Raw genomic sequence first — 22,296 nt, 5'->3', positions numbered from 1 at the left:
TACCGTTGGAGATCACCGCTCTTGCCCTCTTGAAGGACTGCACATGCATACTCACCCAGGCCTGCCCCTTGCCACAAAGTGTCTTGCCCGCTTTATCGTTGTTGGATGCGGCCTGTTGATGAGTGCCTGTAACAGTACGAACGAGCACTCGCCCGGCACCGGATCCACCGCCGCGGCTTCGTTCAAGACCCTTGACGGTGCAGCACCGCTGATCATCGGGCATCGTGGCCTGCCAGGCCTGTATCCGGAAGAAACGCGAGCCTCCTACGAGAAGGCCGCCGAGGCGGGCGCAGATTCGCTCGAACTGGACCTGCACATGACCCGGGACTGCGTCCTGGTGGCTCGACACAATCCGTGGTTGAGCGACAACACCAACATCAGCGAAGTCGCCAGGACGAACGCCGAAGTTGCCCGCCGCAAGCGCACGGTTCCAGGTGTGCTGGTCAACGTCAGCTACCCTGCCACGGCAGAAAATGGCCCATCCCGCTACCTGAGTGACCTGACCGATCCCAAGGATCCGAAATCAGTCCTGAAATCCTTGGTCGTTGATGGCGAAGACCATACCAACGACTGGTCAATCAGCGATTTCACCATGGCCGAACTGCGGCAGTGGATCGGCGGCACCACGTACGATGCCCGCGACCAGCGCCCAAGCGAATTGAACGGCAAGTTGCCGATCTTGAGTTTTCAGGACGTGATCGATATTGCAAAGGCTGAAAGCGCAGCGACGGGTCGTGTCATTACGGTCTATCCGGAAAGTAAAAACCCGATCTGGAACAACGCCCAGGCCATTGCCAATGGTTGCGGCGCACCGGGCAGCCGTCCGTTCGAGAAGGCGATCCTCAAAGCCCTCGACGACAACGATCTCAATCGCAAGGAAGCCCCGGTCTTTGTGCAAAGCTTTGACCCGGCCAGCCTGAAATACCTGCGCTCCATCGGCCTGAAATCCAGGGCAGTTCAACTGGTCGATGGAAACGGCGTCAACTTCAAGACGGGCGAAACCATTTTCATCACGGACAAACCCAACACGTTCGTCAGCGGCCGCCCCTACAGCTGGACCGTAGCAGGCGACCCACGCTCCTTCGGGGCGATGCTGACGCCGGCAGGCTTGGCCGAGGTCAGGACCTACGCCGACGGTATCGGTCCGTGGAAGCCACAGGCAATGGCCCTCACCGTCGCCGGGGGGGCATCGTCCGACGCCGGCCTGGACAAGGCCGACACCCTCAAGCCGACCAACCTGATCAGCGATGCTCACAAGGCCAATCTGTTCGTCCATATATTCACCTTCCGCAACGAAGCGAAATACCTGGCAGGTGCCTACAAGGGCGACCCAACGGCGGAATACCTGGCCTTTTTCCGAGCCGGTGTCGATGGCGTATTTACAGACTTCACGCCGACCGCATTCGCTGCCCGCAAGCTCTATCTCAAGGAGGTCGCGCGTTAAACGACGCGACTCCGCCCCTGCTGATGGGTGCTCATTCCCGTCCCGCCTTCATGGGGGACGTTCGGAGAAAGGCAGGTTTTTCCGTGCGGGCTGCCCATGGTGCGCAGACACAAGGAATGTGGTGCTTCATCAAGGTCGCGACACCATCGGATAATTGGTGCACCGTGTCGCATCTACCCAGGCATCGCGGCCCCACTTTTACCCGGACGTCACATGACACCCAACGCAGAGCGCTACAACCCTTCCACCGAATATGCCGACAAGTTGATTTCGCGTATCGGACAAACACCATCCTGGATTGCCAAACGCATCGGAGTGACCGACAAGCGCATCCGATACATCCTTGATGGCGAAAGAACCGTCAAGGGCGAAACCACCCCCATTCAGATGACCTACACCGAGCAGTTTGCACTGGAGTGCCTTGCCGCGGAGGCGGCTGCCAGGAAGAAGCAGGAACGGGTCCGGACTGAATGACGAGGCCGTACCCCGGCTGCCGAACGCGGGCGTTACCTGCTGATTGGACAATGCCCGCCCCAGAAACGACAAAGCCCCGAATTATCGGGGCTTTGTGGTGTGTAGTATGGCGGAGGCGCAGAGATTCGAACTCTGGGACCTGTTACAGTCGGCAGTTTTCAAGACTGCTGCCTTAAACCACTCGGCCACACCTCCTATGCATTGCGGGCGCCATAATACCGTAATGAAACACACTGTCAAACTCTCGTGATAGCTTGTTACAGAGCCTCTGTTATGATCTTTGCGACTGAACATTTCAAACCCGAAGGAGTTTCGCCATGCGCGAACAGGATTACGCCGTTAACAACAGCGTGCAGGCTGAGCAGCTAGAGGTTAGCCGCGTCCTGCGCAACACTTACAGCCTTCTGGCCCTCACCCTGGCCTTCAGTGGCGTGATGGCTTTCGTCGCCCAGCAGATGCGTGTCGGCTACCCGAACATCTTCGTCGTGCTGATCGGCTTCTACGGGCTGTTCTTCCTCACCAACAAGCTGCGCGACTCGGCCTGGGGCCTGGTGTCCGCCTTCGCCCTGACCGGTTTCATGGGCTTCCTGCTCGGCCCTATCCTCAACCGCTACCTGGGCATGCAGGGCGGCGCTGAAGTGGTCAGCTCGGCATTCGCCATGACCGCCCTGGTCTTCGGCGGCCTGTCGGCCTATGTGCTGATCACCCGCAAGGACATGAGCTTCCTCAGCGGCTTCATCACCGCCGGCTTCTTCGTCCTGCTGGGCGCAATGCTGGCCAGCATCTTCTTCAACATCAGCGGCTTGCAGCTGGCGATCAGCGCCGGTTTCGTGCTGTTCTCCTCGGTCTGCATCCTGTTCCAGACCAGCGCCATCATCCATGGCGGCGAGCGCAACTACATCATGGCGACCATCAGCCTGTATGTATCGATCTACAACCTGTTTATCAGCCTGTTGCAGATCTTCGGCATCATGGGTCGCGACGACTGATCGCACCGCTCAGGCAAAAAGCCCGCTTCGGCGGGCTTTTTGTTGTCGGCGATTTAGCTTCCTGGCGTTTCTGGCCTTATCATGACGGCAGATTTGCTGACAGAGTCCCCCATGAAGTTTGCCATTGCGCTGTTTTCCGCGCCCCACGCGCCCTCTTCCCGCCGCGCCCTGCTGTTCGCCCAGGCAGTGCTCGCCGGTGGACATGAGATTGTGCGGCTGTTCTTTTACCAGGATGGCGTGCACAGCGCGTCGAGCAATGTGGTCACCCCCAGGACGAACAGGACCTGCCGCAAGACTGGGCCGCCTTCGTCAGTGAGCACCAGCTCGACGGCGTGGTCTGCATCGCCGCGGCGCTGCGACGTGGCGTACTCAACAGTGAAGAAGCCCAGCGCTACCAACGCGCGGCGGTGAACCTGGGCGGCCCCTGGGAACTCTCCGGGCTGGGGCAATTGCACGATGCCGTGCAGGCCGCCGACCGACTGATCTGTTTCGGAGGGCCTTGAAATGCCCAAGTCCCTGTTGATTATCAGCCGTCAGGCACCGTGGTCCGGGCCGGGCGCCCGCGAAGCGCTGGATATCGTGCTGGCCGGTGGCGCCTTCGACCTGCCCATCGGCCTGCTGTTCATGGATGACGGGGTGTTCCAGCTGACGTCCGGGCAGAACGCCAAGGCCCTGCAGCAGAAAGACCTGACCGCCAACCTCCAGGCGCTGTCACTGTTCGGCGTCGAAGACCTGTACGCCTGTCGCGACAGCCTGGCCGACCGGGGGCTCTTTGCCAGCCAGGTCGCCGGCGAGGACCTGAGCCTGCTCACGGCCGAAGAAATCGTCGCCCTCGTTAATCGTTATGACCAGGTGATCACGCTCTGATGTCGACCTTGCATGTGTTGTCTCACTCCCCGTTTACCGACAGCCGCCTGGGCAGTTGCCTGCGCCTGCTGGGTAGCGAAGATGCGCTGTTGCTCACCGGTGACGCGGTCTACGCCTTGCAACCGCGCAGCCTGCCACTCGAAGCCCTGGAAGAACGTGCCGCCGAGCTGCGCCTGTTCGCGCTCGACGAAGACCTGCTGGCCCGCGGCCTGGAATGCCCGGACTGGGCCACGCGCGTGGACTATCCGGGATTCGTCGAGCTGTCGGTCCGCTACGACAAGGTCAATACCTGGCTATGAACACCCTGACTGTGAACGGCCAGGACATCGCGCTGGACAAGGACGGCTACCTGGTGGAGCTGAGCGATTGGTCGCCCGAGGTCGCCAGCGCCCTCGCCGCCCGGGAAACCATCGAGCTGAGCGCCGAGCACTGGGAGATTCTCGAGTTGCTGCGCGGTTTCTACCAGGAGTTCGACCTGTCGCCGGCCACGCGCCCGCTGATCAAGTACACCGCCTTGAAACTGGGTGCCGAAAAAGGCAACAGCCTGCACCTCAACCGCCTGTTCAACGGCACTCCCGCCAAACTCGCCGCCAAGCTGGCGGGCCTGCCCAAGCCGACGAATTGTCTATGACCAACCCTGCCCCCCTGATCACCGAAACGCCCGCCGAACACCCGTTTGCGCCCTTCGTGCGAATTCTCGGCAAGGGCAAGCGCGGCGCCCGCAACCTGACCCGCGAGGAAGCCCGCGAAGCCATGGGCATGCTGCTCGACGAGAAGGTCGAGGACACCCAGCTCGGCGCCTTCCTGATGCTGCTGCGCCACAAGGAAGAAAGCCCGGAGGAACTGGCCGGTTTCACCGAGGCCCTGCGCGAGCGACTCAATGCGCCGACCCTGCCGATCGACTTGGACTGGCCGACCTACGCCGGCAAGAAGCGCCACCTGCCCTGGTACCTGCTGGCCGCCAAGTGCCTGGCCCAGAACGGCGTGAAGATCCTCATGCACGGCGGTGGCGCCCATACCGCGGGCCGGCTGTACACCGAGCACTTGCTGGACACCCTGCAGATTCCGTTGTGCCGCGACTGGCAGGCCGTCGAACAGGCCCTGGCCAGCGGCAATATCGCCTTTTTTCCCCTGGGTGACTGGGCGCCGCAATTGCAGCGGATGATCGACCTGCGCAATACCCTGGGCCTGCGCTCGCCGATCCACTCCCTGGCGCGTATTCTCAATCCGCTGGGCGCCCGCTGCGGCCTGCAAAGCATTTTCCATCCCGGCTACCAGGCCGTGCATCGCGATGCCAGTGGCCTGTTGGGCGATACGGCCATTGTGATCAAGGGCGACGGTGGTGAGATCGAGGTCAATCCCGACAGCCCCAGCCATCTCTACGGGACGGCCAACGGCGAAAGCTGGGATGAAGAATGGCCCGCCCTGTCCGAGCAGCGCCATGTCAAACCGGCGACGCTGGAACCCGAGCACCTCAAGGCGCTATGGCGCGGCGACGTCGAAGACAGCTATCCGCAACTGGCCCTGCTGTCGACCATGGCCCTGGCCCTGCGCGGTCTTGGCCTGCCTCGCGAACAAGCCTTCGAACAGGCGCGACGGTACTGGGATGCCCGCGATAGATCGATTTAGTCGATCATTCACCCCGGGGATTTGCGCTATTTCTTCGAACGAATCACTTTAGACTGGACTCCAACGCACATCTGCCGAGGAGTTTCCGATGGGTCTCTTGATCGAAGGCCGCTGGCATGACCAGTGGTATGAAAGCAGCAAGGACGGCGCCTTCCAGCGCGAGCAGGCGCAACGCCGTCACTGGGTCACCGCCGACGGCAAACCGGGCCCCAGTGGCGAAGGCGGTTTTGCCGCCGAGGCCGGGCGCTATCACCTGTATGTCTCCCTGGCCTGCCCCTGGGCCCATCGCACCCTGATCCTGCGCAAGCTCAAGGGCCTGGAAGCGCTGGTCGGCGTCTCGGTGGTCAGTTGGCTGATGCTGGAAAACGGTTGGACCTTCGACCGGGAGCATGGCTCCAGCGGCGATCAACTCGATAACCTTGCCTTCATGCACCAGCGTTATACCGCTGACACCGCCGACTACACCGGACGCGTGACCGTGCCGGTGCTATGGGACAAAAAGCTGCAGCGCATCGTCAGCAACGAGTCGGCGGAGATCATCCGCATGTTCAACAGCGCGTTCGACGGGCTGACCGGCAACCGGCTGGACTTCTACCCCGAAACCTTGCGCGGGTTGATCGACAGCTGGAACGAACGGATCTACCCGGCGGTGAACAATGGCGTCTACCGGGCCGGCTTCGCGACTTCACAGGAGGCCTACGAAACCGCGTTCGACGATGTGTTTGCCGAGCTCGACCATCTGGAACGACATCTGGCGGAAAACCGTTACCTGGCGGGCGAGTACCTGACCGAGGCCGATGTGCGCCTGTTCACCACGCTGATTCGTTTCGATGCGGTCTACCACGGACACTTCAAATGCAATCTGCGGCGCATTGCCGACTATCCGAACCTGTCGAACTGGCTGCGCGAGCTGTATCAGTGGCCGGGGGTGGCCGGGACGGTGGAATTTGCCCATATCAAGGGGCACTACTACGCCAGTCATCGCACCATCAATCCCACGGGGATCGTGCCCAAGGGACCGGCGCAGGATTTCATGGCAGAACATGATCGTGAGCGGTTGGCAGGACGTGGCGTCTGGAAAGGCTGACGGACGCAACGCGAAAACCTGTGGGAGCTGGCTTGCCGGCGATGGCGTCCTCGAGGGCCCATCGCCGGCAAGCCAGCTCCCACATTGGTGCGGTGTTCACCGCAGATGTCGTCGAGCCTGACTCCCACAGTTGGGATTGGCATCAATCGCAAATCGGTGTCACACCTGCGATTGCGCACCTTCGAACCAGGCCAGCTTCTCGCGCAACTGAACCACTTCGCCGACAATCACCAGCGTCGGGGCATGGACTTCATGCTCCGCCACCAGTTGCGGCAGATTGGCCAGCGTGCCGGTGAATACCCGCTGATTCGACGTGGTGCCCTGCTGGATCAGGGCCGCCGGCGTGTCCGCCGAACGACCATGCTTGATCAGCTGTTCGCAGATGATCGGCAACCCCACCAGGCCCATGTAGAACACCAGGGTCTGTGCCGGTGCCACCAGGTCGACCCACGGCAGGTCGGTGCTGCCATCCTTCAGGTGACCGGTGACAAAGCGCACGGACTGCGCATAGTCGCGGTGCGTCAGCGGAATCCCGGCATAGGCCGAGCAACCGCTGGCCGCCGTGATCCCTGGCACCACCTGGAAAGGAATGCCGTGAGCCGCCAGTTCCTCGATCTCTTCGCCGCCGCGCCCGAAGATGAACGGATCACCGCCCTTCAGACGCAGCACCCGCTTGCCCTGCTTCGCCAGATCCACCAGTTGCTGGTTGATCTGGTCCTGGGGCACGGCATGATCGGCGCGACGCTTGCCGACATAGATACGGTCGGCATCACGCCGGCACAGCTCGAGAATCGCCGGGGCGACCAGGCGGTCGTAGAGCACCACGTCGGCCTGCTGCATCAGGCGCAGCGCGCGGAAGGTCAACAGGTCGGGATCACCCGGCCCCGCGCCCACCAGATACACTTCGCCTGACGCATTGGGGGCCGCGCCATTGATCTTCTCCAGCAACAGGCGCTCGGCCTCGGCACCCTGCCCGGCCAACTGCCGGTCGGCAATCGGCCCCTGGAACACGTCTTCCCAGAATGCGCGGCGTTGCTGCACGCCGGGAAACAGGGTTTTCACCTGGGTCCGGAAACGCGCCGCCAACCCGGCCAGCTGGCCATAGGTCGAAGGAATCCAGGTTTCCATCTTGGCCCGGATCAACCGCGCCAGCACCGGCGCATCGCCGCCGCTGGAAACCGCGATCACCAGTGGCGAACGGTCGACAATGGCCGGGAAGATCACGCTGCACAAGGCCGGCGCATCCACCACATTGACCGGCACGCAACGCCGATGAGCGTCGGCGGAGACCTGGGCATTGAGCGACTCGTCGTCGGTGGCGGCAATGATAAGCACACAACCGTCCAGGTCGGATTCGCCATAACCGCGCAGCAGCATTTCGCCGCCACTGCCACTGATCAACTCACTCAACTGGCTCTCGATCTCGGGAGCGACCACCCGCAGCACCGCGCCGGCATCGGCCAGCAGGCGGGACTTGCGCAAGGCAATCTCCCCGCCGCCGACGACCAGCACACGGCTGCCGCGCAGGTTGTGAAACAGCGGCAGGAACTCCATCAGCCGATGACCTCGAGGCCGCCCATGTAGGGCTTGAGCACTTCAGGCACACGGATCGAACCGTCAGCCTGCTGGTAGTTTTCCAGCACGGCCACCAGTGTGCGACCCACGGCCAGGCCGGAACCGTTCAGGGTGTGGAGCAGCTCGGGCTTGCCGGTTTCCGGGTTACGGAAACGCGCCTGCATGCGCCGGGCCTGGAAGTCGCCGCAGTTGGAGCACGACGAGATCTCGCGGTATTTGTCCTGGCTCGGCACCCACACTTCCAGGTCATAGGTCTTCACGGCACTGAAGCCCATGTCGCCGGTGCACAGGGCCAGGACGCGGTAAGGCAGTTCCAGCAGTTGCAGGACCTTCTCGGCGTTGGCGGTCAGGCTTTCCAGGGCTTGCATGGAGGTCGACGGCTCGACGATCTGGACCATCTCGACCTTGTCGAACTGGTGCTGGCGGATCATCCCGCGGGTGTCACGGCCAGAAGCACCGGCCTCGCTGCGGAAGCATGGCGTGTGCGCCACGAACTTCAACGGCAGTTGTTTGGCATCGATGATCTCGCCGGAGACGATATTGGTCAGCGACACTTCGGCGGTCGGGATCAGGTACAGATCGGCCTCGCCTTCGCGGGAGATCTTGAACAGGTCTTCCTCGAACTTCGGCAACTGGCCGGTGCCCTGCAACGCAGGTGCCTGGACCAGATAAGGCGTGTAGGCCTCTTCGTAGCCGTGTTCGCTGGTGTGCAGGTTGATCATGAACTGCGCGAGTGCGCGGTGCAGCCGGGCAATCGGCCCACGCAGCAGGGCGAAACGCGCACCGGACAGCTTGGCGGCGGTTTCGAAATCCAGCCAGCCGAACTTCTCGCCCAGGGCGACGTGGTCCTGGATCGGGAAATCGAAGGCGGTCGGCGTGCCCCAGCGGCGCACTTCGACGTTGCCGTCCTCATCGGCGCCGACCGGCACGGACTCGTGGGGCAGGTTCGGGATACCCAGCAGGATCTGGTCCAGCTCGGACTGGATGGCATCCAGCGCCACCTTGCCTTCGCTCAACTCGGAACCCATGGTTTCGACACTGGCCATCAACGGCGCGATGTCTTCGCCGCGCTGCTTGGCCTGGCCGATACTTTTGGAAACCGCATTGCGCTCAGCCTGCAATTGTTCGGTGCGGGTCTGCACCACCTTGCGCTGGCTTTCCAGCTCTTCGATGCGGGCAACATCGAGGCTGAAGCCACGGGAGGCCAGACGATCCGCTACGTCCTGGAGGTTGCTACGTAACAGTTTGGAATCGAGCATGTCGGTTTCTCGTTATTCAGAGTTTGGTCAAGGACAGGCCGGCCCAGGTCGCGAGCAGCCCGCCGAATACGCTGAGGGCCACATAGCCCATGGCCAGGAGGCCCTGCCCGCTTTCCAGCAGGCGCACCGTATCCAGTGAAAAGGATGAAAATGTGGTCAGGCCGCCGACAAACCCCACGATCAGGCCGGCGCGGATTTCAACCGGGACCTCGGGGCGCAGCAAAAACAGGCCGTAGAGCACGCCAATCACCAGGCAGCCCACGATATTAACGGCCAACGTCGCGGTATAGAAGTGCTTCGGCCAATTGGCGTTGATCAGATTGCCCGTGGCAAAGCGCACCAGGGTGCCGACGATACCGGCGACGGACACGGCAAGTACGGTACGAATCAAGTCTTTCTCCGTTGTTTCGGGCTTTTGCGATCGAGCGCGGCAAGATGGTTGAGCTTTTCGCCGATCTTCAGTTCCAGGCCACGCGGGACCGGCTGGTAGAAGGGTTGCGGTTCGAGTTCTTCGGGAAAGTAGTCTTCGCCGGCCGCATAGGCGTCGGGCTCGTCATGGGCATAACGGTACTCGTCGCCATAACCCAGCTGTTTCATCAGCTTGGTCGGGGCATTGCGCAAGTGCAGCGGCACTTCCAGCGAACCGTGCTCGGCGGCGCTACGCATGGCGGCCTTGAAGCCCATGTACACCGCGTTGCTTTTCGGCGCGCAGGCCAGGTAGGTAATGGCCTGGGCCACCGCCAGCTCGCCTTCGGGGCTGCCAAGCCGTTCCTGCACATCCCAGGCCGCCAGGCACAGGCTCAACGCCCGCGGGTCGGCATTGCCGATATCCTCGCTGGCCATGCGCACCACGCGCCGCGCCAGGTACAGCGGATCGCAACCGCCGTCGAGCATCCGCGCGAACCAGTAGAGCGCGCCGTCCGGGTTGGAGCCGCGTACCGATTTGTGCAAGGCGGAAATCTGGTCGTAGAAGGCCTCGCCCCCCTTGTCGAAACGCCGCCGGGTATCGCCCAGCAGGCTTTGCAGCAGTTCGACGCCGATCTCGCTGCCGTCCTCGGCCAGGTCGGAGGCGTTTTCCAGCAGGTTGAGCAGGCGCCGGCCATCGCCGTCCGCCGCCGACAACAGCATCTTGAAGCCTTCGTCGCCCAGGCTCAGCTGACGCTTGCCCAAGCCACGTTCTTCCGTCAGCGCCCGCTGCACCAGCTTGTTCAGGGCGGCTTCGTCGAGGCTCTTGAGCACATAGACACGGGCCCGGGACAACAGCGCGTTGTTGAGTTCGAACGACGGGTTTTCGGTGGTGGCGCCGATAAAGATCAGCGTGCCGTCCTCGACATAAGGCAGGAAGGCATCCTGCTGGGATTTGTTGAACCGATGGACTTCGTCGACAAACAGGATGGTGCGCTTGCCGTACTGCCCGGCCTGCTGCTTGGCGACTTCCACCGCCTGACGGATCTCCTTGACCCCGGCCAACACCGCCGACACGGTTTCGAAGTGTGCATCCGAGACTTCCGCCAGCAACCGCGCCAGGGTGGTCTTGCCCACCCCTGGCGGGCCCCAGAAGATCATCGAATGCAGCGCGCCCTGCTCCAGGGCTTCGCGCAACGGCTTGCCCCGGGCCAGCAGGTGTTCCTGGCCGACGTACTCATCCAGGTTGGTCGCCCGCAGACGGGCGGCCAGGGGCTGAGCGATCGGGGCACGGCTAAACAGGTCCATGGGCTGCGTTTGAAACCTCTTATTCCTGGATGACGTCAGCGCCCTTGGGGATGTCGAACTTGAACTTGGAAGCCGCAATCGGCTCGTTGGCCTTGACCCCGGTGAACAGCAGGTTGGTACGCTGGCCGACGCTGTCGATCAGTTGCATGTCATTGACCAGGCCGTTGCGGAACGACAGGCGCAGGCTGTCGAACAGAGTGTCCTTGGTTTTCGGCTTGAGAATGAAGTCGATCACGCCGCCAGCTTCCTTGGCGCTGATATCGAAGCTTTCGCTGATCTTCGACACATCACCGGACAACAGCAGGGCCGGGGTCTGGGTCAGGCGCAGGTCAAGCTTCTTGATGGTCACCTGTTCCAGGTCCGGGTCCCACAGGGTGACCTTCTGGCCATCGGAGATCATGGTCTGTTCCTGGGGCGCATCGGTGTGCCAGTAGAACAGGCCCGGGCGCTGCAGGGACATCTCACCGGCGGTTTCCTGCAACTGGGTGCCGCTGCCATCCAGGGTCAGCTGGGAGAACCGCGCCGTCAGGGTCTGAGACTTTTCGAGCAACTGTGTCAGGCGCGCCACATCCTTCTGGTCGGCATGGGCCGACAAGGTGGTCAACGCCAGAACCGGCAACAACAGCATGCGGATAAGACGCATGGGAGTCCTCATGGAATTCGTTTGAAAGGCATGCCGCGTGACCTCACGCGGCACAGGATCAGTCGCGCATCGGCCCTGGCGCAAGCACTTCGCGCGAGCCGTTGGTGTTCATGGCTGTCACCACCCCGGCCATTTCCATGGCCTCGATCATGCGGGCAGCCCGGTTGTAGCCGATCTTCAGCTTGCGCTGGACCGCGGAAATCGAGGCCCGGCGGCTTTCCAGGACGAACTGCACGGCTTCGTCGTACAGCGCATCGGTCTCGGCATCGTCGTCACCGCCGCCACCGCCGCCATTTTCAAAGCCGCTGCCGGCTTCTTCGACGCCGTTGAGGATATCGTCGTTGTACTCCGGCGCACCGCGCAGCTTCCAGGCTTCGACCACCCGGTGTACCTCGTCGTCGGACACGAACGCGCCGTGGACCCGGATCGGCAGGCTGGTGCCCGGCGGCATGTAGAGCATGTCACCATGCCCCAGCAACTGCTCGGCGCCGCCCTGGTCGATAATGGTCCGGGAGTCGATCTTGCTCGACACCTGGAAGGCCATGCGGGTCGGGATGTTGGCCTTGATCAGACCGGTGATCACGTCCACCGAGGGCCGCTGGGTCGCGAGGATCAGGTGGATACCAGCCGCCCGCGCCTTCTGCGCGATACGGGCGATCAGTTCCTCGACCTTCTTGCCGACGATCATCATCATGTCGGCGAATTCGTCGACCACCACGACGATGGTCGGCAGCTTGGTCAGCAACGGTGCTTCGTCGTGGATGCTTTCGCGGTTGTACAGCGGGTCGGCAATCGGCTCGCCGCGCTCCTGGGCTTCCTTGATCTTGGCATTGAAGCCCGACAGGTTGCGCACGCCCATCTTCGCCATCAGCTTGTAGCGCCGCTCCATCTCGGCGACGCTCCAGCGCAGGGCGTTGGCGGCGTCCTTCATGTCGGTGACCACCGGGCACAGCAGGTGCGGAATGCCTTCGTAGATCGACAGTTCGAGCATCTTCGGGTCGATCATGATCAGCTTGGCGTCTTCCGGGCCGGACTTGAACAGGATCGACAGGATCATCGCGTTCACACCCACCGACTTACCGGAACCGGTGGTACCGGCCACCAGCAGGTGCGGCATCTTCGCCAGGTCGGTGATCACCGGCCGGCCGCCGATATCGTGGCCCAGGGCCAGGGTGACCGGCGACTTGAAGTTGTCGTACTCGGGGGTCGACAACACCTCGGAGAAGCGCACGATCTGCCGGTCCTCGTTGGGAATCTCGATACCGACGGTGGTCTTGCCGGGAATCACTTCCACCACCCGCACGCTGGTCACCGCCAGCGAACGCGCCAGGTCCTTGGCCAGGTTGGCGATACGGCTGACCTTGACGCCAGCGGCCGGCTGGATTTCGTAACGGGTGATCACCGGGCCGGGGTGGATCGAATCCACCGACACTTCGACCCCGAATTCCTTGAGCTTGATTTCCAGCAGGTGGCCGACGGCCGCCAGGGATTCCGGGGAGTAATTGAGCTGTTTCTTCTCGGCCGGGTCGAGAATCGAGATCGGCGGCAAGGTGCCTTCGACCGCGCTGTCGATGAACAGCGGCGCCTGTTTCTCTTTCTCCACGCGCTTGCTCGGCTGCGGCGGCTTGACCGGTGCCGGGGCGATCACCGGCGGAACGTGTTTCTCCCGCTCGGACATGTGTTTGCTCAGGGCCTGCTCACGCTCGATCAGGCGCTCCTTGGCCTTGGCCTGCTCGCGCTTGTCGGCGATGCTCGGGGCCACCACTTCCTCGACCCGGGTATCGACTTCCCGCAGTTGCGCCACCAATTGCTTGCGCTCGGTACGCGCTGCCCACCAGCGATTCAGCGCGCCCTGGAACAGTTCGAAGAGGTCCAGGGTGATCTTGCCGGTAACGTCCATGACCTTGAACCAAGACAGGTCGGTAAACACCGTCAGGCCGAAAAGGAACAGGGCAATGAACAGCAGCGTGCTGCCCTGGATGTTCAGGGCATTGCGGGCCAGGTCGCCCAGGCTTTCGCCCAGCGCGCCGCCAGCACCGGCCGGCAGGCCGGTCGGTGAATGGAAATGGATGTGCGCCAGCGCGGCGCCGGACAGGACCAGGAATACCAGGCCGATCAACCGCCAGGAAAACAGCCAGCCGCTCCACTGCCAGGGCTCATGGCGCTGACGGAAGATCTGCCAGGTCTTGATCGCCAGCAACAGCGGGAACACGTAGGCGAAGTAACCCAACACCATGAACAGGATATCGGCGCTGTAGGAACCGGCAGGCCCGCCGAAGTTCTGCACATCGTCGATCTTGCTGTTGTGACTCCAACCCGGATCGTCCTTGCCATAGGTAAGCAAGGCCATCATCAGGAACAGGCACAAGGCACCGATGGCAATCAGCGCGCCTTCCTTGAGACGATAGTGCAGTTGCTGACGCCAGAGCGGCACGACTGCTTTAGGGGGTGTAGCGGTGGATTTCTTCAAAACGCGTCTTTTCCTGCGCCCAAGGCGCGCCCAGCTGTTGATTGACGACAAAATACTGCCCATTCGGGGCAGGTGAACAGTTCTCTGGCTCTACCTGGACTATTTTCAATATCAGTCCTTTGTATGATCGGCACTTGCCACTTCAGAAACTATCATCGTTACATGATGGACATTGTACGGGTTTACACGCCCGATGCCACGCCGTTGCCGCTTGGGTGTAGCATAGCCAACGGCGCTTTTCATGCTCTTCAATTTGAGCATGCATTCTCTTTTGTGACAAAGGCTTATGAGGTGTTTTTATGAGCGAAGCCAAGCATTCACGCCTGATCATCCTGGGCTCCGGCCCCGCCGGTTACAGCGCTGCCGTTTATGCCGCCCGTGCCAACCTCAAGCCTGTCGTCATTACCGGCCTGCAAGCCGGCGGTCAACTGACCACCACCACCGAAGTCGACAACTGGCCAGGCGATGTCGAGGGCCTGACCGGTCCGGTCCTGATGGAGCGCATGCAGAAACACGCCGAGCGTTTCGATACCGAGATCGTCTACGACCACATTCACACCGCGGAGTTGCAGCAGCGGCCGTTTATCCTCAAGGGTGACAACGGTATCTACAGCTGCGACGCCCTGATCATCGCCACCGGTGCCTCCGCGCAGTACCTGGGCCTGCCCTCCGAGGAGGCCTTTGCCGGCAAGGGCGTTTCGGCCTGCGCCACCTGCGACGGTTTTTTCTATCGCAATCAGGTGGTCGCCGTCGTCGGCGGCGGCAATACCGCCGTCGAGGAAGCGCTTTACCTGGCCAATATCGCCAAGGAAGTGCACCTGGTGCACCGGCGTGACAAATTGCGTTCGGAGAAGATCCTCCAGGACAAGCTCTTTGAAAAGGCCGCCAACGGCAATATCCGCCTGCACTGGAACCAGAACCTGGACGAGGTGCTCGGCGACGCGAGCGGCGTGACCGGTGCCCGCCTGCGCGACAGCCTGAGCGGCGAAACCAGCGAGTTGTCGCTGGCCGGCGTGTTCATCGCCATCGGCCACAAGCCCAATACCGATCTGTTCCAGGGCCAGCTGGCCATGCGTGACGGCTATCTGCAGGTGCGGGGTGGCAGCGAAGGCAATGCCACGGCGACGGAAATCCCCGGGGTGTTCGCCGCCGGCGATGTCGCCGACCATGTCTATCGCCAGGCCATCACGTCGGCGGGTGCCGGCTGCATGGCGGCGCTGGATGCCGAGAAGTACCTGGACGATAACTGATTGAATGCCATGCTGACCTGGTTACAACGCGACTCCCTGACATTCCCCCCGCTGGCCAAGGCCATGCGCGAACCCAACGGGCTGCTGGCCGCTGGCGGCGACCTATCCGCCGATCGGCTGATCCAGGCCTATCGCCACGGCTGTTTTCCGTGGTTTTCCGAGGGCCAGCCGATTCTCTGGTGGTCACCGGACCCGCGGACCGTGCTGTTTCCCGACGAACTGCATGTCTCGCGCAGCCTGGGCAAGCTGCTGCGCCAGCAGCGCTACCAGGTTACCTTCGATCGCGACTTCGCCGCCGTCATCCAGGCCTGTGCGGCGCCACGCGCCTACGCCGACGGTACCTGGATCACCGGGGCGATGCAGAATGCCTACCTGCAACTGCATGAGCGCGGTTTCGCCCATTCGGTCGAGGTCTGGGACCAGGACCAACTGGTCGGCGGCCTGTACGGCCTGGCGATGGGCCAGCTGTTTTTCGGCGAATCCATGTTCAGCCGCGCCGACAACGCCTCGAAAGTCGGCTTCGCGACCCTGGTCAACCACCTGAAGGCCGCGGGCTTTGTCCTGATCGACTGCCAGATGCCCACCGACCACCTGCACAGTCTCGGCGCCCGGGCGATTCCCCGCAGCACTTTTGCCGACTACCTGCGCCACCATCTCGACCAGCCCAACACGGCCCTGTGGGTTTCCTAGGCGAGTTCCACAGGCTGGCTTACACTTAATTCAAAGCTTATTCCGAGGGTTGATCATGACCGAGCTGGCGCGTTTGAAGTTTTATGCCACTCAACCCCACTCTTGCAGCTATCTGCCCGAAGAGCAGGCCACCACGCTGTTCCTCGACCCTAGCCAGCCCATGGACGTGCATGTCTACGCAGACCTGTCGGAGATGGGATTTCGTCGCAGCGGCGATCACCTCTACCGGCCCCATTGCCAGAATTGCAACGCCTGCGTGCCGGCGCGCATCCCCGTGGCGCAGTTCCTGCCCAACCGCCAGCAGAAACGCATCCTCAAGCGCAACATGGATCTCCAGGTGCGGGCCGCCAAGCCCGGGTTCAGCGAAGAGTACTTCGACCTGTACCAGCGCTATATCGAGCAACGCCACGCCGATGGCGACATGTTCCCGCCCAGTCGGGACCAGTTCTCGACTTTCCTGGTGCGTGACCTGCCCTTTTCACGGTTCTACGAGTTTCGCCTGGAAGGCCGGCTGGTCGCCGTGGCGGTGACCGACCTGCTGCCCAACGGCCTCTCGGCGGTCTACACCTTCTACGAACCGAACGAAGAACGCCGCAGCCTCGGTCGCTACGCGATTCTCTGGCAGATCGGCGAAGCCCATCGGATGGGCCTCGACGCAGTCTATCTCGGGTACTGGATCAAGAACTGCAAGAAAATGAACTACAAGACCCAGTATCGCCCGATCGAACTGCTGATCAACCAGCGTTGGGTGACCCTCAGTTAACCCCCCTCCCCTCGCAAAAACACCCGCATTCCGGCGACAGACGTCGCCGGAAACGCCTGGTTATTTTCGCCGGCACCACTAACCACTTGGCGTGAAGGTGGTTTTTCGGGCACAATGCACGCCGCTTTTGCCTGGCGCAGTTGCACCGGGCCATTCACTGGACACCGAGGGCTTTACTGCATGTCGAAAGAAGACAGCTTCGAAATGGAAGGCACTGTCGTCGACACCCTGCCCAACACCATGTTTCGCGTGGAGTTGGAAAATGGGCACGTCGTAACCGCGCATATCTCCGGCAAGATGCGCAAGAACTACATCCGTATTCTTACCGGTGACAAAGTGCGCGTCGAGCTGACGCCCTATGACTTGAGCAAAGGGCGCATCACCTACCGCGCCCGCTAATCAGGTCAATACAAGACGCCCGGCACCGCCGGGCGTTTTTGTTTGCGCATTTTTTGCCCCCCCCTGAAACCTTTCTTCTGTGGGAGCCGGCTTGCCGGCGATGAGGCCCGTGAGCCTTGCAGCGCTTGATCGGCCAACATCGCCAGCAAGCCGGCTCCTACAGGATCCATGGCATTTTCAGGGTCGCGAAGACGACAAAGGCGCCCGAAGGCGCCTTTGTCTGGTACTGCATCGGCCCGGATCAGGCCATTTCAGCCGTGGTTTCGAAGTCGAAGGTCAGCTCGCCATCCTTGATGTCGATGTGTACCACACCGCCATGGTCGGACAACTCGCCAAACAGGATCTCCTCGGCCAGTGGACGCTTGATCTTGTCCTGGATCAGGCGTGCCATCGGGCGTGCACCCATCGCCGCATCGTAGCCACCTTCGGCCAGCCAGCTGCGAGCCGCGTCGGTCACTTCCAGCTGTACGCGCTTGTCTTCCAATTGCGCCTGAAGCTCGGTAAGGAACTTGTCCACCACGCTCTTGATCACCTCATGGCTGAGGCGGCCAAACTGGATAATGGTGTCCAGGCGGTTGCGGAACTCCGGCGTGAAGCTCTTCTTGATCACTTCCATGGCATCGGACGAGTGGTCCTGATGAGTGAAGCCGATCGACGCCCGGGCCGCGGTTTCAGCACCGGCGTTGGTGGTCATGATCACGATCACGTTGCGGAAGTCGGCCTTGCGCCCGTTGTTGTCGGTCAGGGTCCCGTGGTCCATGACCTGCAGCAGCAGGTTGAAGACTTCCGGGTGGGCCTTCTCGATTTCATCGAGCAGCAGCACGCAATGCGGTTGCTTGGTAATCGCTTCGGTCAGCAGGCCGCCCTGGTCGAAACCGACATAGCCCGGAGGCGCACCGATCAGACGCGATACGGTGTGACGCTCCATGTACTCGGACATGTCGAAACGCACCAGCTCGATACCCATCGCCTTGGCCAGCTGCCGTGCCGCTTCGGTCTTGCCGACACCGGTAGGACCGGCGAACAGGAACGAACCGACCGGCTTGTCCGGCGATTTCAGCCCGGCACGGGACAGCTTGATGGCTGTCGACAGCGAGTCGATGGCCGCATCCTGGCCGAATACGGTGAGCTTCAGGTCGCGCTCGAGGTTACGCAGCAGTTCCTTGTCGGAGCTGGTGACATGTTTCGGCGGAATCCGCGCGATTTTCGCGACGATATCCTCGACCTGGGGCACTTCGATGCGCTTCACCCGCTTCTCGACCGGCTGCAGGCGCTGGTAGGCCCCCGCCTCGTCTATCACGTCGATGGCCTTGTCCGGCATATGCCGATCATTGATGTAGCGCGAAGCCAGCTCGGCCGCCGCACGCAACGCCTCGTCGCTGTATTCGATGTTGTGGTGCTGCTCGAAACGACCTTTCAGGCCACGCAGGATACCGATGGTGTCTTCGACCGAAGGCTCGGACACGTCGACCTTCTGGAAGCGCCGGGCCAGGGCACGGTCCTTCTCGAAGATGCCGCGGAATTCCTGGAAGGTGGTCGAGCCGATGCAACGGATATCACCCGAGGACAGCAGTGGCTTGAGCAGGTTCGAGGCATCCATGACGCCACCGGACGCGGCACCCGCACCGATGATGGTGTGGATCTCGTCGATGAACAGGATCGCCTGCGGACGTTTTTTCAGCTCGCCGAGCAACGCCTTGAAGCGCTTCTCGAAGTCGCCGCGATATTTGGTACCGGCCAGCAGGGCCCCCAGGTCGAGGGAATAGACGACGCTGTTGGCCAGCAGGTCCGGCACCTGGTTGTCGACGATGCGCTTGGCGAGGCCTTCGGCGATCGCGGTCTTGCCCACGCCCGCCTCACCCACCAGCAACGGGTTGTTCTTGCGCCGGCGCGCAAGGATCTGCGCCACGCGCTCGACTTCCATCTCGCGGCCGACCAGTGGATCGATACGCCCCTGGCGTGCCAGCTCGTTGAGGTTGCTGGCATACGCATCCAGGGGATTGCCTGAAGATGAAGACTCACCGCCCTCTTCGTCCTGCATATCCTGCTCGCCTTCGGAGTGATCGCCGTGCCCGGGCACCTTGGAGATGCCATGGGCGATGTAGTTGACGACATCGATACGCGCAACGCTTTGCTGCTTGAGCAGGAACACCGCTTGGCTTTCCTGTTCGCTGAAGATTGCGACAAGCACGTTGGCGCCCGTCACTTCGCGCTTACCGGAGCTCTGCACATGGAATACGGCACGTTGCAGGACACGCTGGAAGCCCAGGGTCGGCTGGGTTTCGCGATCTTCGTCATGAACGGGGATCAACGGCGTGGTGGAGTCGATGAACTCCTGCAGGTCGTGCTTGAGTTTGTCGAGGTTCGCACCACAGGCCCGTAGAACGGTTGCGGCGGCCTCATTATCCAAAAGGGCCAGCAGGAGATGCTCGACCGTCATGAATTCATGACGCTTCGAACGGGCCTCCTTGAAGGCTAGATTGAGGGTGACTTCGAGCTCGCGGTTTAACATAGTTCACCTCATACCCAAGTGGTCGGCGTTAACCGTCCTTCTCGATTTCACAGAGTAGCGGATGCTGGCTTTCCCTGGCGTACTGGTTGACCTGCATGGCCTTGGTCTCGGCGATGTCGCGGGTAAACACTCCACATACTGCCCGTCCTTCTGTATGAACTGCCAGCATGACCTTGGTAGCCAGCTCGCGATTCAGGTTAAAAAACACCTCGAGCACTTCGACGACGAAATCCATCGGCGTGTAGTCATCGTTGAACAAAACCACCTTGTACATCGGCGGCGCCTGCAATGCAGGCTTTGCTTCCTGTATGGCAATGCCCGCGGAATCGTCGTCGTGGAAATCCGGGCGATCCTGATTGAATGTTAGTCGAATCTGGCTGATTGCATGCATGGAAAGAAAGGTTCTGTCAGTTGAGCTGTTGCAGTAATGGGGACGTTTCGGACAGTTTCAATACCGACCGAAAGGCCACCTTGACTATCGGCAAATCGGTGTTACAACCAATAGAGCCCACATTGGGTAATAAAGGTCCATATCGTCAACCATTTTTCTGGTTCACGTAGTGAAGGATGAACTGGATGATACTCCAGTGATGGGGTCGTTTGCAGAGGGATATGAGCATGCCGAGCGGTAAGGTCAAGTGGTTCAACAACGCCAAGGGCTATGGTTTCGTCCTGGAAGAAGGCAAGGATGAAGACTTGTTTGCCCATTACTCAGCCATCAAGATGGATGGCTACAAAACCCTTAAGGCTGGCCAGGCAGTGAGCTTTAAGATCATCCAGGGCCCCAAGGGACTGCATGCGGTCGATATCACGGCAGTAGTCGCACCCACCGTGTCGCCCCACGCACATCATCATGACCATGATCACCACCATGAAGACAACAACGTCCAGTCCAAACCGATAAAAGCCAAGGCATAAAAAATACCCGGTTCAATCACTTGAACCGGGTATTTTTTCACCGCTCGATCTACATGTGCCTGATCAGCGCATCACCAAAGCCGGAAGAAGACACCAGCGTCGCCCCCTCCATCAGTCGCTCGAAATCATAGGTTACAGTTTTCGCGCCGATCGCGCCGTTGGTCCCCTTGATGATCAGGTCGGCCGCCTCGGTCCAGCCCATGTGACGCAGCATCATTTCCGCGGAAAGGATCAGCGAACCAGGGTTTACCTGATCCTTGCCAGCGTACTTGGGCGCGGTACCATGGGTCGCCTCGAACATGGCGACGGTATCGGACAGGTTGGCCCCTGGCGCGATACCGATACCTCCCACCTCGGCCGCCAGGGCGTCGGACAGGTAGTCACCGTTCAGGTTGAGGGTGGCGATCACGTCGTACTCGGCCGGGCGCAGCAGGATCTGCTGGAGCATGGCGTCGGCGATGGCGTCCTTGACCACGACATTGCGGCCGGTCTTCGGATTCTTGAACTGCATCCACGGACCGCCGTCGAGCAGCGTCGCGCCGAACTCCTCGGCCGCCACTTCGTAGGCCCACTCCTTGAAGGCTCCTTCGGTGAACTTCATGATATTGCCCTTGTGGACGATGGTCAGCGACTTGCGATCATTGTCGACAACATATTGCAGGGCCTTGCGCGCCAGGCGCTTGGTGCCCTCTTTCGATACCGGCTTGACGCCGATACCGCAATCCTGGTCGAAACGGATCTTGGTGACGCCCATTTCTTCCTTGAGGAACTTGATGACCTTGTTCGCTTCCGCAGAACCGGCCTTCCACTCGATCCCGGCATAGATGTCTTCGGAGTTTTCGCGAAAGATCGTCATGTCGACATCGCCGGGCTTTTTCACCGGGCTCGGTACGCCTTCGAACCAGCGCACCGGACGCAGGCAGACATACAGGTCGAGTTGCTGGCGCAGAGCCACGTTGAGGGAGCGGATACCACCACCCACCGGAGTGGTCAGGGGCCCCTTGATGGAGACCACGTAGTCCTTGACCGCATCGAGGGTTTCCTGGGGCAGCCAGGTGTCCTGGTCATAGACCTGGGTGGCCTTTTCACCGGCATAGACTTCCATCCAGGAGATCTTGCGCTTGCCGCCGTAGGCCTTTTCGACAGCCGCGTCGACGACCTTGATCATCACCGGGCTGATATCGACGCCAATACCGTCACCTTCGATGAAGGGGATGATCGGGTGATCAGGAACATTGAGAGAGTGGTCTGCATTGACGGTGATTTTGTCACCGACGGCCGGAACCTGAATCTTCTTGTATCCCATGTTGTACTCCATCTATGGATTGAACATCTGGCTGTGTTCGAGCCTACCCCAGTTAAATGTAGACGGAAACCTCGACCACCCCCATTTGCGCTGAAACGCCGTCAGTTCGCGGCGTACAAGCCTGAAATCAAAGGGAAAAGCGCCAATCTCCAGCATTTGCCAGCCGCATCCGCCGCTTTTGCCCGTGCGACCTTTAGACCAATGGACGAAAAGAGTTGTTTATGAACCCTCGGCGCTTTGCCAGCAACCTATGTATAATCGCGCCGCTGACCGTAGGGTCACGACGGCCGACCTCTCCCAGCTACCGA

22 protein-coding genes, 1 tRNA gene and 1 pseudogene are annotated in these 22,296 nt (G+C 61.3%); 14 read left to right on the top strand and 10 right to left on the bottom strand.

All coding sequences use genetic code 11. The features are described from left to right. Positions 1-43: 43 nt before the first annotated feature. Together KI243_RS10765 and KI243_RS10760 are read left to right on the top strand one after the other, a co-directional pair. A complete protein-coding gene (locus KI243_RS10765; protein WP_212810791.1) occupies positions 44-1,444 on the top strand; it encodes a glycerophosphodiester phosphodiesterase family protein in 1,401 nt (466 codons plus the stop codon). A gap of 213 nt (positions 1,445-1,657) precedes the next feature. Then, positions 1,658-1,918 carry a hypothetical protein gene (locus KI243_RS10760; protein ID WP_177088272.1) on the top strand — a complete coding sequence of 87 codons (261 nt, stop codon included), beginning with the start codon at positions 1,658-1,660 and terminating at the stop codon, positions 1,916-1,918. Positions 1,919-2,025: 107 nt separating this feature from the next. Here the strand turns inward: KI243_RS10760 and KI243_RS10755 are convergent. Further along, a tRNA-Ser gene (locus KI243_RS10755) sits at positions 2,026-2,113 on the bottom strand. Between the two features lie 122 nt (positions 2,114-2,235). On the opposite strand from KI243_RS10755, the gene KI243_RS10750 reads away from it, so the two are divergent. The 7 genes and pseudogenes from KI243_RS10750 (at position 2,236) to KI243_RS10720 (ending at position 6,490) form a co-directional block, all read left to right on the top strand. Then, complete coding sequence (locus KI243_RS10750) at positions 2,236-2,907, top strand: Bax inhibitor-1/YccA family protein (protein ID WP_177066249.1); 672 nt, start codon at positions 2,236-2,238, stop codon at positions 2,905-2,907. A 111-nt stretch (positions 2,908-3,018) separates the two neighbouring features. Then, a pseudogene (gene tusD, locus KI243_RS10745) lies at positions 3,019-3,410 on the top strand (sulfurtransferase complex subunit TusD). 1 nt (position 3,411) lies between these two features. Continuing rightward, a complete protein-coding gene (tusC, locus tag KI243_RS10740; RefSeq protein ID WP_017123864.1) occupies positions 3,412-3,774 on the top strand; it encodes a sulfurtransferase complex subunit TusC in 363 nt (120 codons plus the stop codon). Beyond that, positions 3,774-4,073 (top strand): sulfurtransferase complex subunit TusB, encoded by a 300-nt coding sequence (gene tusB, locus KI243_RS10735; RefSeq protein WP_017123863.1) that lies wholly within the window; start codon positions 3,774-3,776, stop codon positions 4,071-4,073. The genes tusC and tusB overlap by 1 nt, the downstream gene beginning before the upstream one ends. Next, positions 4,070-4,405 (top strand): TusE/DsrC/DsvC family sulfur relay protein, encoded by a 336-nt coding sequence (locus KI243_RS10730; protein WP_017123862.1) that lies wholly within the window; start codon positions 4,070-4,072, stop codon positions 4,403-4,405. The genes tusB and KI243_RS10730 overlap by 4 nt, the downstream gene beginning before the upstream one ends. Continuing rightward, entirely contained in the window at positions 4,402-5,403 is a 1,002-nt protein-coding gene (locus KI243_RS10725) for a glycosyl transferase family protein (RefSeq protein ID WP_212810790.1), read from the top strand. Before KI243_RS10730 ends, KI243_RS10725 begins: the two co-directional genes overlap by 4 nt. An 88-nt stretch (positions 5,404-5,491) precedes the next feature. After that, on the top strand, positions 5,492-6,490 hold the full coding sequence (locus KI243_RS10720; RefSeq protein ID WP_017123860.1) for a glutathione S-transferase family protein: 999 nt from the start codon (positions 5,492-5,494) through the stop codon (positions 6,488-6,490). Positions 6,491-6,649: 159 nt separating this feature from the next. On the opposite strand, the gene cysG is transcribed toward KI243_RS10720, so the two are convergent. Genes cysG through KI243_RS10690 form a run of 6 tightly spaced genes read right to left on the bottom strand, consistent with a single transcriptional unit; the run spans position 6,650 to position 14,150 of the window. After that, the gene (cysG, locus tag KI243_RS10715; RefSeq protein WP_177130281.1) at positions 6,650-8,044 is read right to left on the bottom strand and encodes a siroheme synthase CysG; all 1,395 of its coding nucleotides are present in this window, start codon (positions 8,042-8,044) and stop codon (positions 6,650-6,652) included. Then, on the bottom strand, positions 8,044-9,324 hold the full coding sequence (gene serS / locus KI243_RS10710; protein WP_177088264.1) for a serine--tRNA ligase: 1,281 nt from the start codon (positions 9,322-9,324) through the stop codon (positions 8,044-8,046). The genes cysG and serS overlap by 1 nt, the downstream gene beginning before the upstream one ends. Before the next feature lie 16 nt (positions 9,325-9,340). Continuing rightward, positions 9,341-9,715: a fluoride efflux transporter CrcB gene (gene crcB / locus KI243_RS10705; RefSeq protein ID WP_017123857.1), complete on the bottom strand. Its 375-nt coding sequence runs from the start codon at positions 9,713-9,715 to the stop codon at positions 9,341-9,343. Continuing rightward, entirely contained in the window at positions 9,712-11,037 is a 1,326-nt protein-coding gene (locus tag KI243_RS10700) for a replication-associated recombination protein A (RefSeq protein WP_177118297.1), read from the bottom strand. Before KI243_RS10700 ends, crcB begins: the two co-directional genes overlap by 4 nt. A gap of 19 nt (positions 11,038-11,056) precedes the next feature. Then, entirely contained in the window at positions 11,057-11,680 is a 624-nt protein-coding gene (gene lolA / locus KI243_RS10695) for an outer membrane lipoprotein chaperone LolA (protein WP_017123855.1), read from the bottom strand. Between the two features lie 58 nt (positions 11,681-11,738). Next, positions 11,739-14,150, bottom strand: a complete 2,412-nt coding sequence (locus KI243_RS10690) for a DNA translocase FtsK (RefSeq protein ID WP_103032515.1) — start codon at positions 14,148-14,150, stop codon at positions 11,739-11,741. Between the two features lie 299 nt (positions 14,151-14,449). Here KI243_RS10690 and trxB point away from each other — a divergent pair, with 299 nt between their 5' ends. From trxB to infA, 4 genes are all read left to right on the top strand, one after another. Continuing rightward, positions 14,450-15,400 (top strand): thioredoxin-disulfide reductase, encoded by a 951-nt coding sequence (gene trxB, locus KI243_RS10685; protein ID WP_177088258.1) that lies wholly within the window; start codon positions 14,450-14,452, stop codon positions 15,398-15,400. Between the two features lie 9 nt (positions 15,401-15,409). After that, positions 15,410-16,090: a leucyl/phenylalanyl-tRNA--protein transferase gene (gene aat, locus KI243_RS10680; protein ID WP_177088256.1), complete on the top strand. Its 681-nt coding sequence runs from the start codon at positions 15,410-15,412 to the stop codon at positions 16,088-16,090. Positions 16,091-16,145: 55 nt separating this feature from the next. Beyond that, on the top strand, positions 16,146-16,853 hold the full coding sequence (locus KI243_RS10675) for an arginyltransferase (protein ID WP_042934459.1): 708 nt from the start codon (positions 16,146-16,148) through the stop codon (positions 16,851-16,853). A gap of 180 nt (positions 16,854-17,033) precedes the next feature. Beyond that, complete coding sequence (infA, locus tag KI243_RS10670) at positions 17,034-17,252, top strand: translation initiation factor IF-1 (RefSeq protein ID WP_002553999.1); 219 nt, start codon at positions 17,034-17,036, stop codon at positions 17,250-17,252. A gap of 241 nt (positions 17,253-17,493) precedes the next feature. Here the strand turns inward: infA and clpA are convergent, their stop codons facing one another. Beyond that, a complete protein-coding gene (clpA, locus tag KI243_RS10665) occupies positions 17,494-19,764 on the bottom strand; it encodes an ATP-dependent Clp protease ATP-binding subunit ClpA (RefSeq protein WP_017123850.1) in 2,271 nt (756 codons plus the stop codon). Positions 19,765-19,792: 28 nt separating this feature from the next. After that, complete coding sequence (gene clpS, locus KI243_RS10660) at positions 19,793-20,155, bottom strand: ATP-dependent Clp protease adapter ClpS (RefSeq protein WP_017123849.1); 363 nt, start codon at positions 20,153-20,155, stop codon at positions 19,793-19,795. A 227-nt stretch (positions 20,156-20,382) separates the two neighbouring features. Between clpS and cspD the strand changes: the two genes are divergently transcribed. After that, positions 20,383-20,682 (top strand): cold shock domain-containing protein CspD, encoded by a 300-nt coding sequence (gene cspD / locus KI243_RS10655; RefSeq protein WP_244861833.1) that lies wholly within the window; start codon positions 20,383-20,385, stop codon positions 20,680-20,682. Positions 20,683-20,731: 49 nt separating this feature from the next. Here the strand turns inward: cspD and icd are convergent, their stop codons facing one another. After that, positions 20,732-21,988, bottom strand: coding sequence for an NADP-dependent isocitrate dehydrogenase (gene icd / locus KI243_RS10650; RefSeq protein WP_017123847.1), 1,257 nt, complete (start codon positions 21,986-21,988; stop codon positions 20,732-20,734). Between the last annotated feature and the right edge of the window lie 308 nt (positions 21,989-22,296).

Origin of the sequence: Pseudomonas sp. Ost2 (assembly GCF_018326065.1) — a bacterium.
Lineage (GTDB): Bacteria > Pseudomonadota > Gammaproteobacteria > Pseudomonadales > Pseudomonadaceae > Aquipseudomonas > Aquipseudomonas gingeri.
This window is presented reverse-complemented; position numbering and strand designations above follow the sequence as displayed.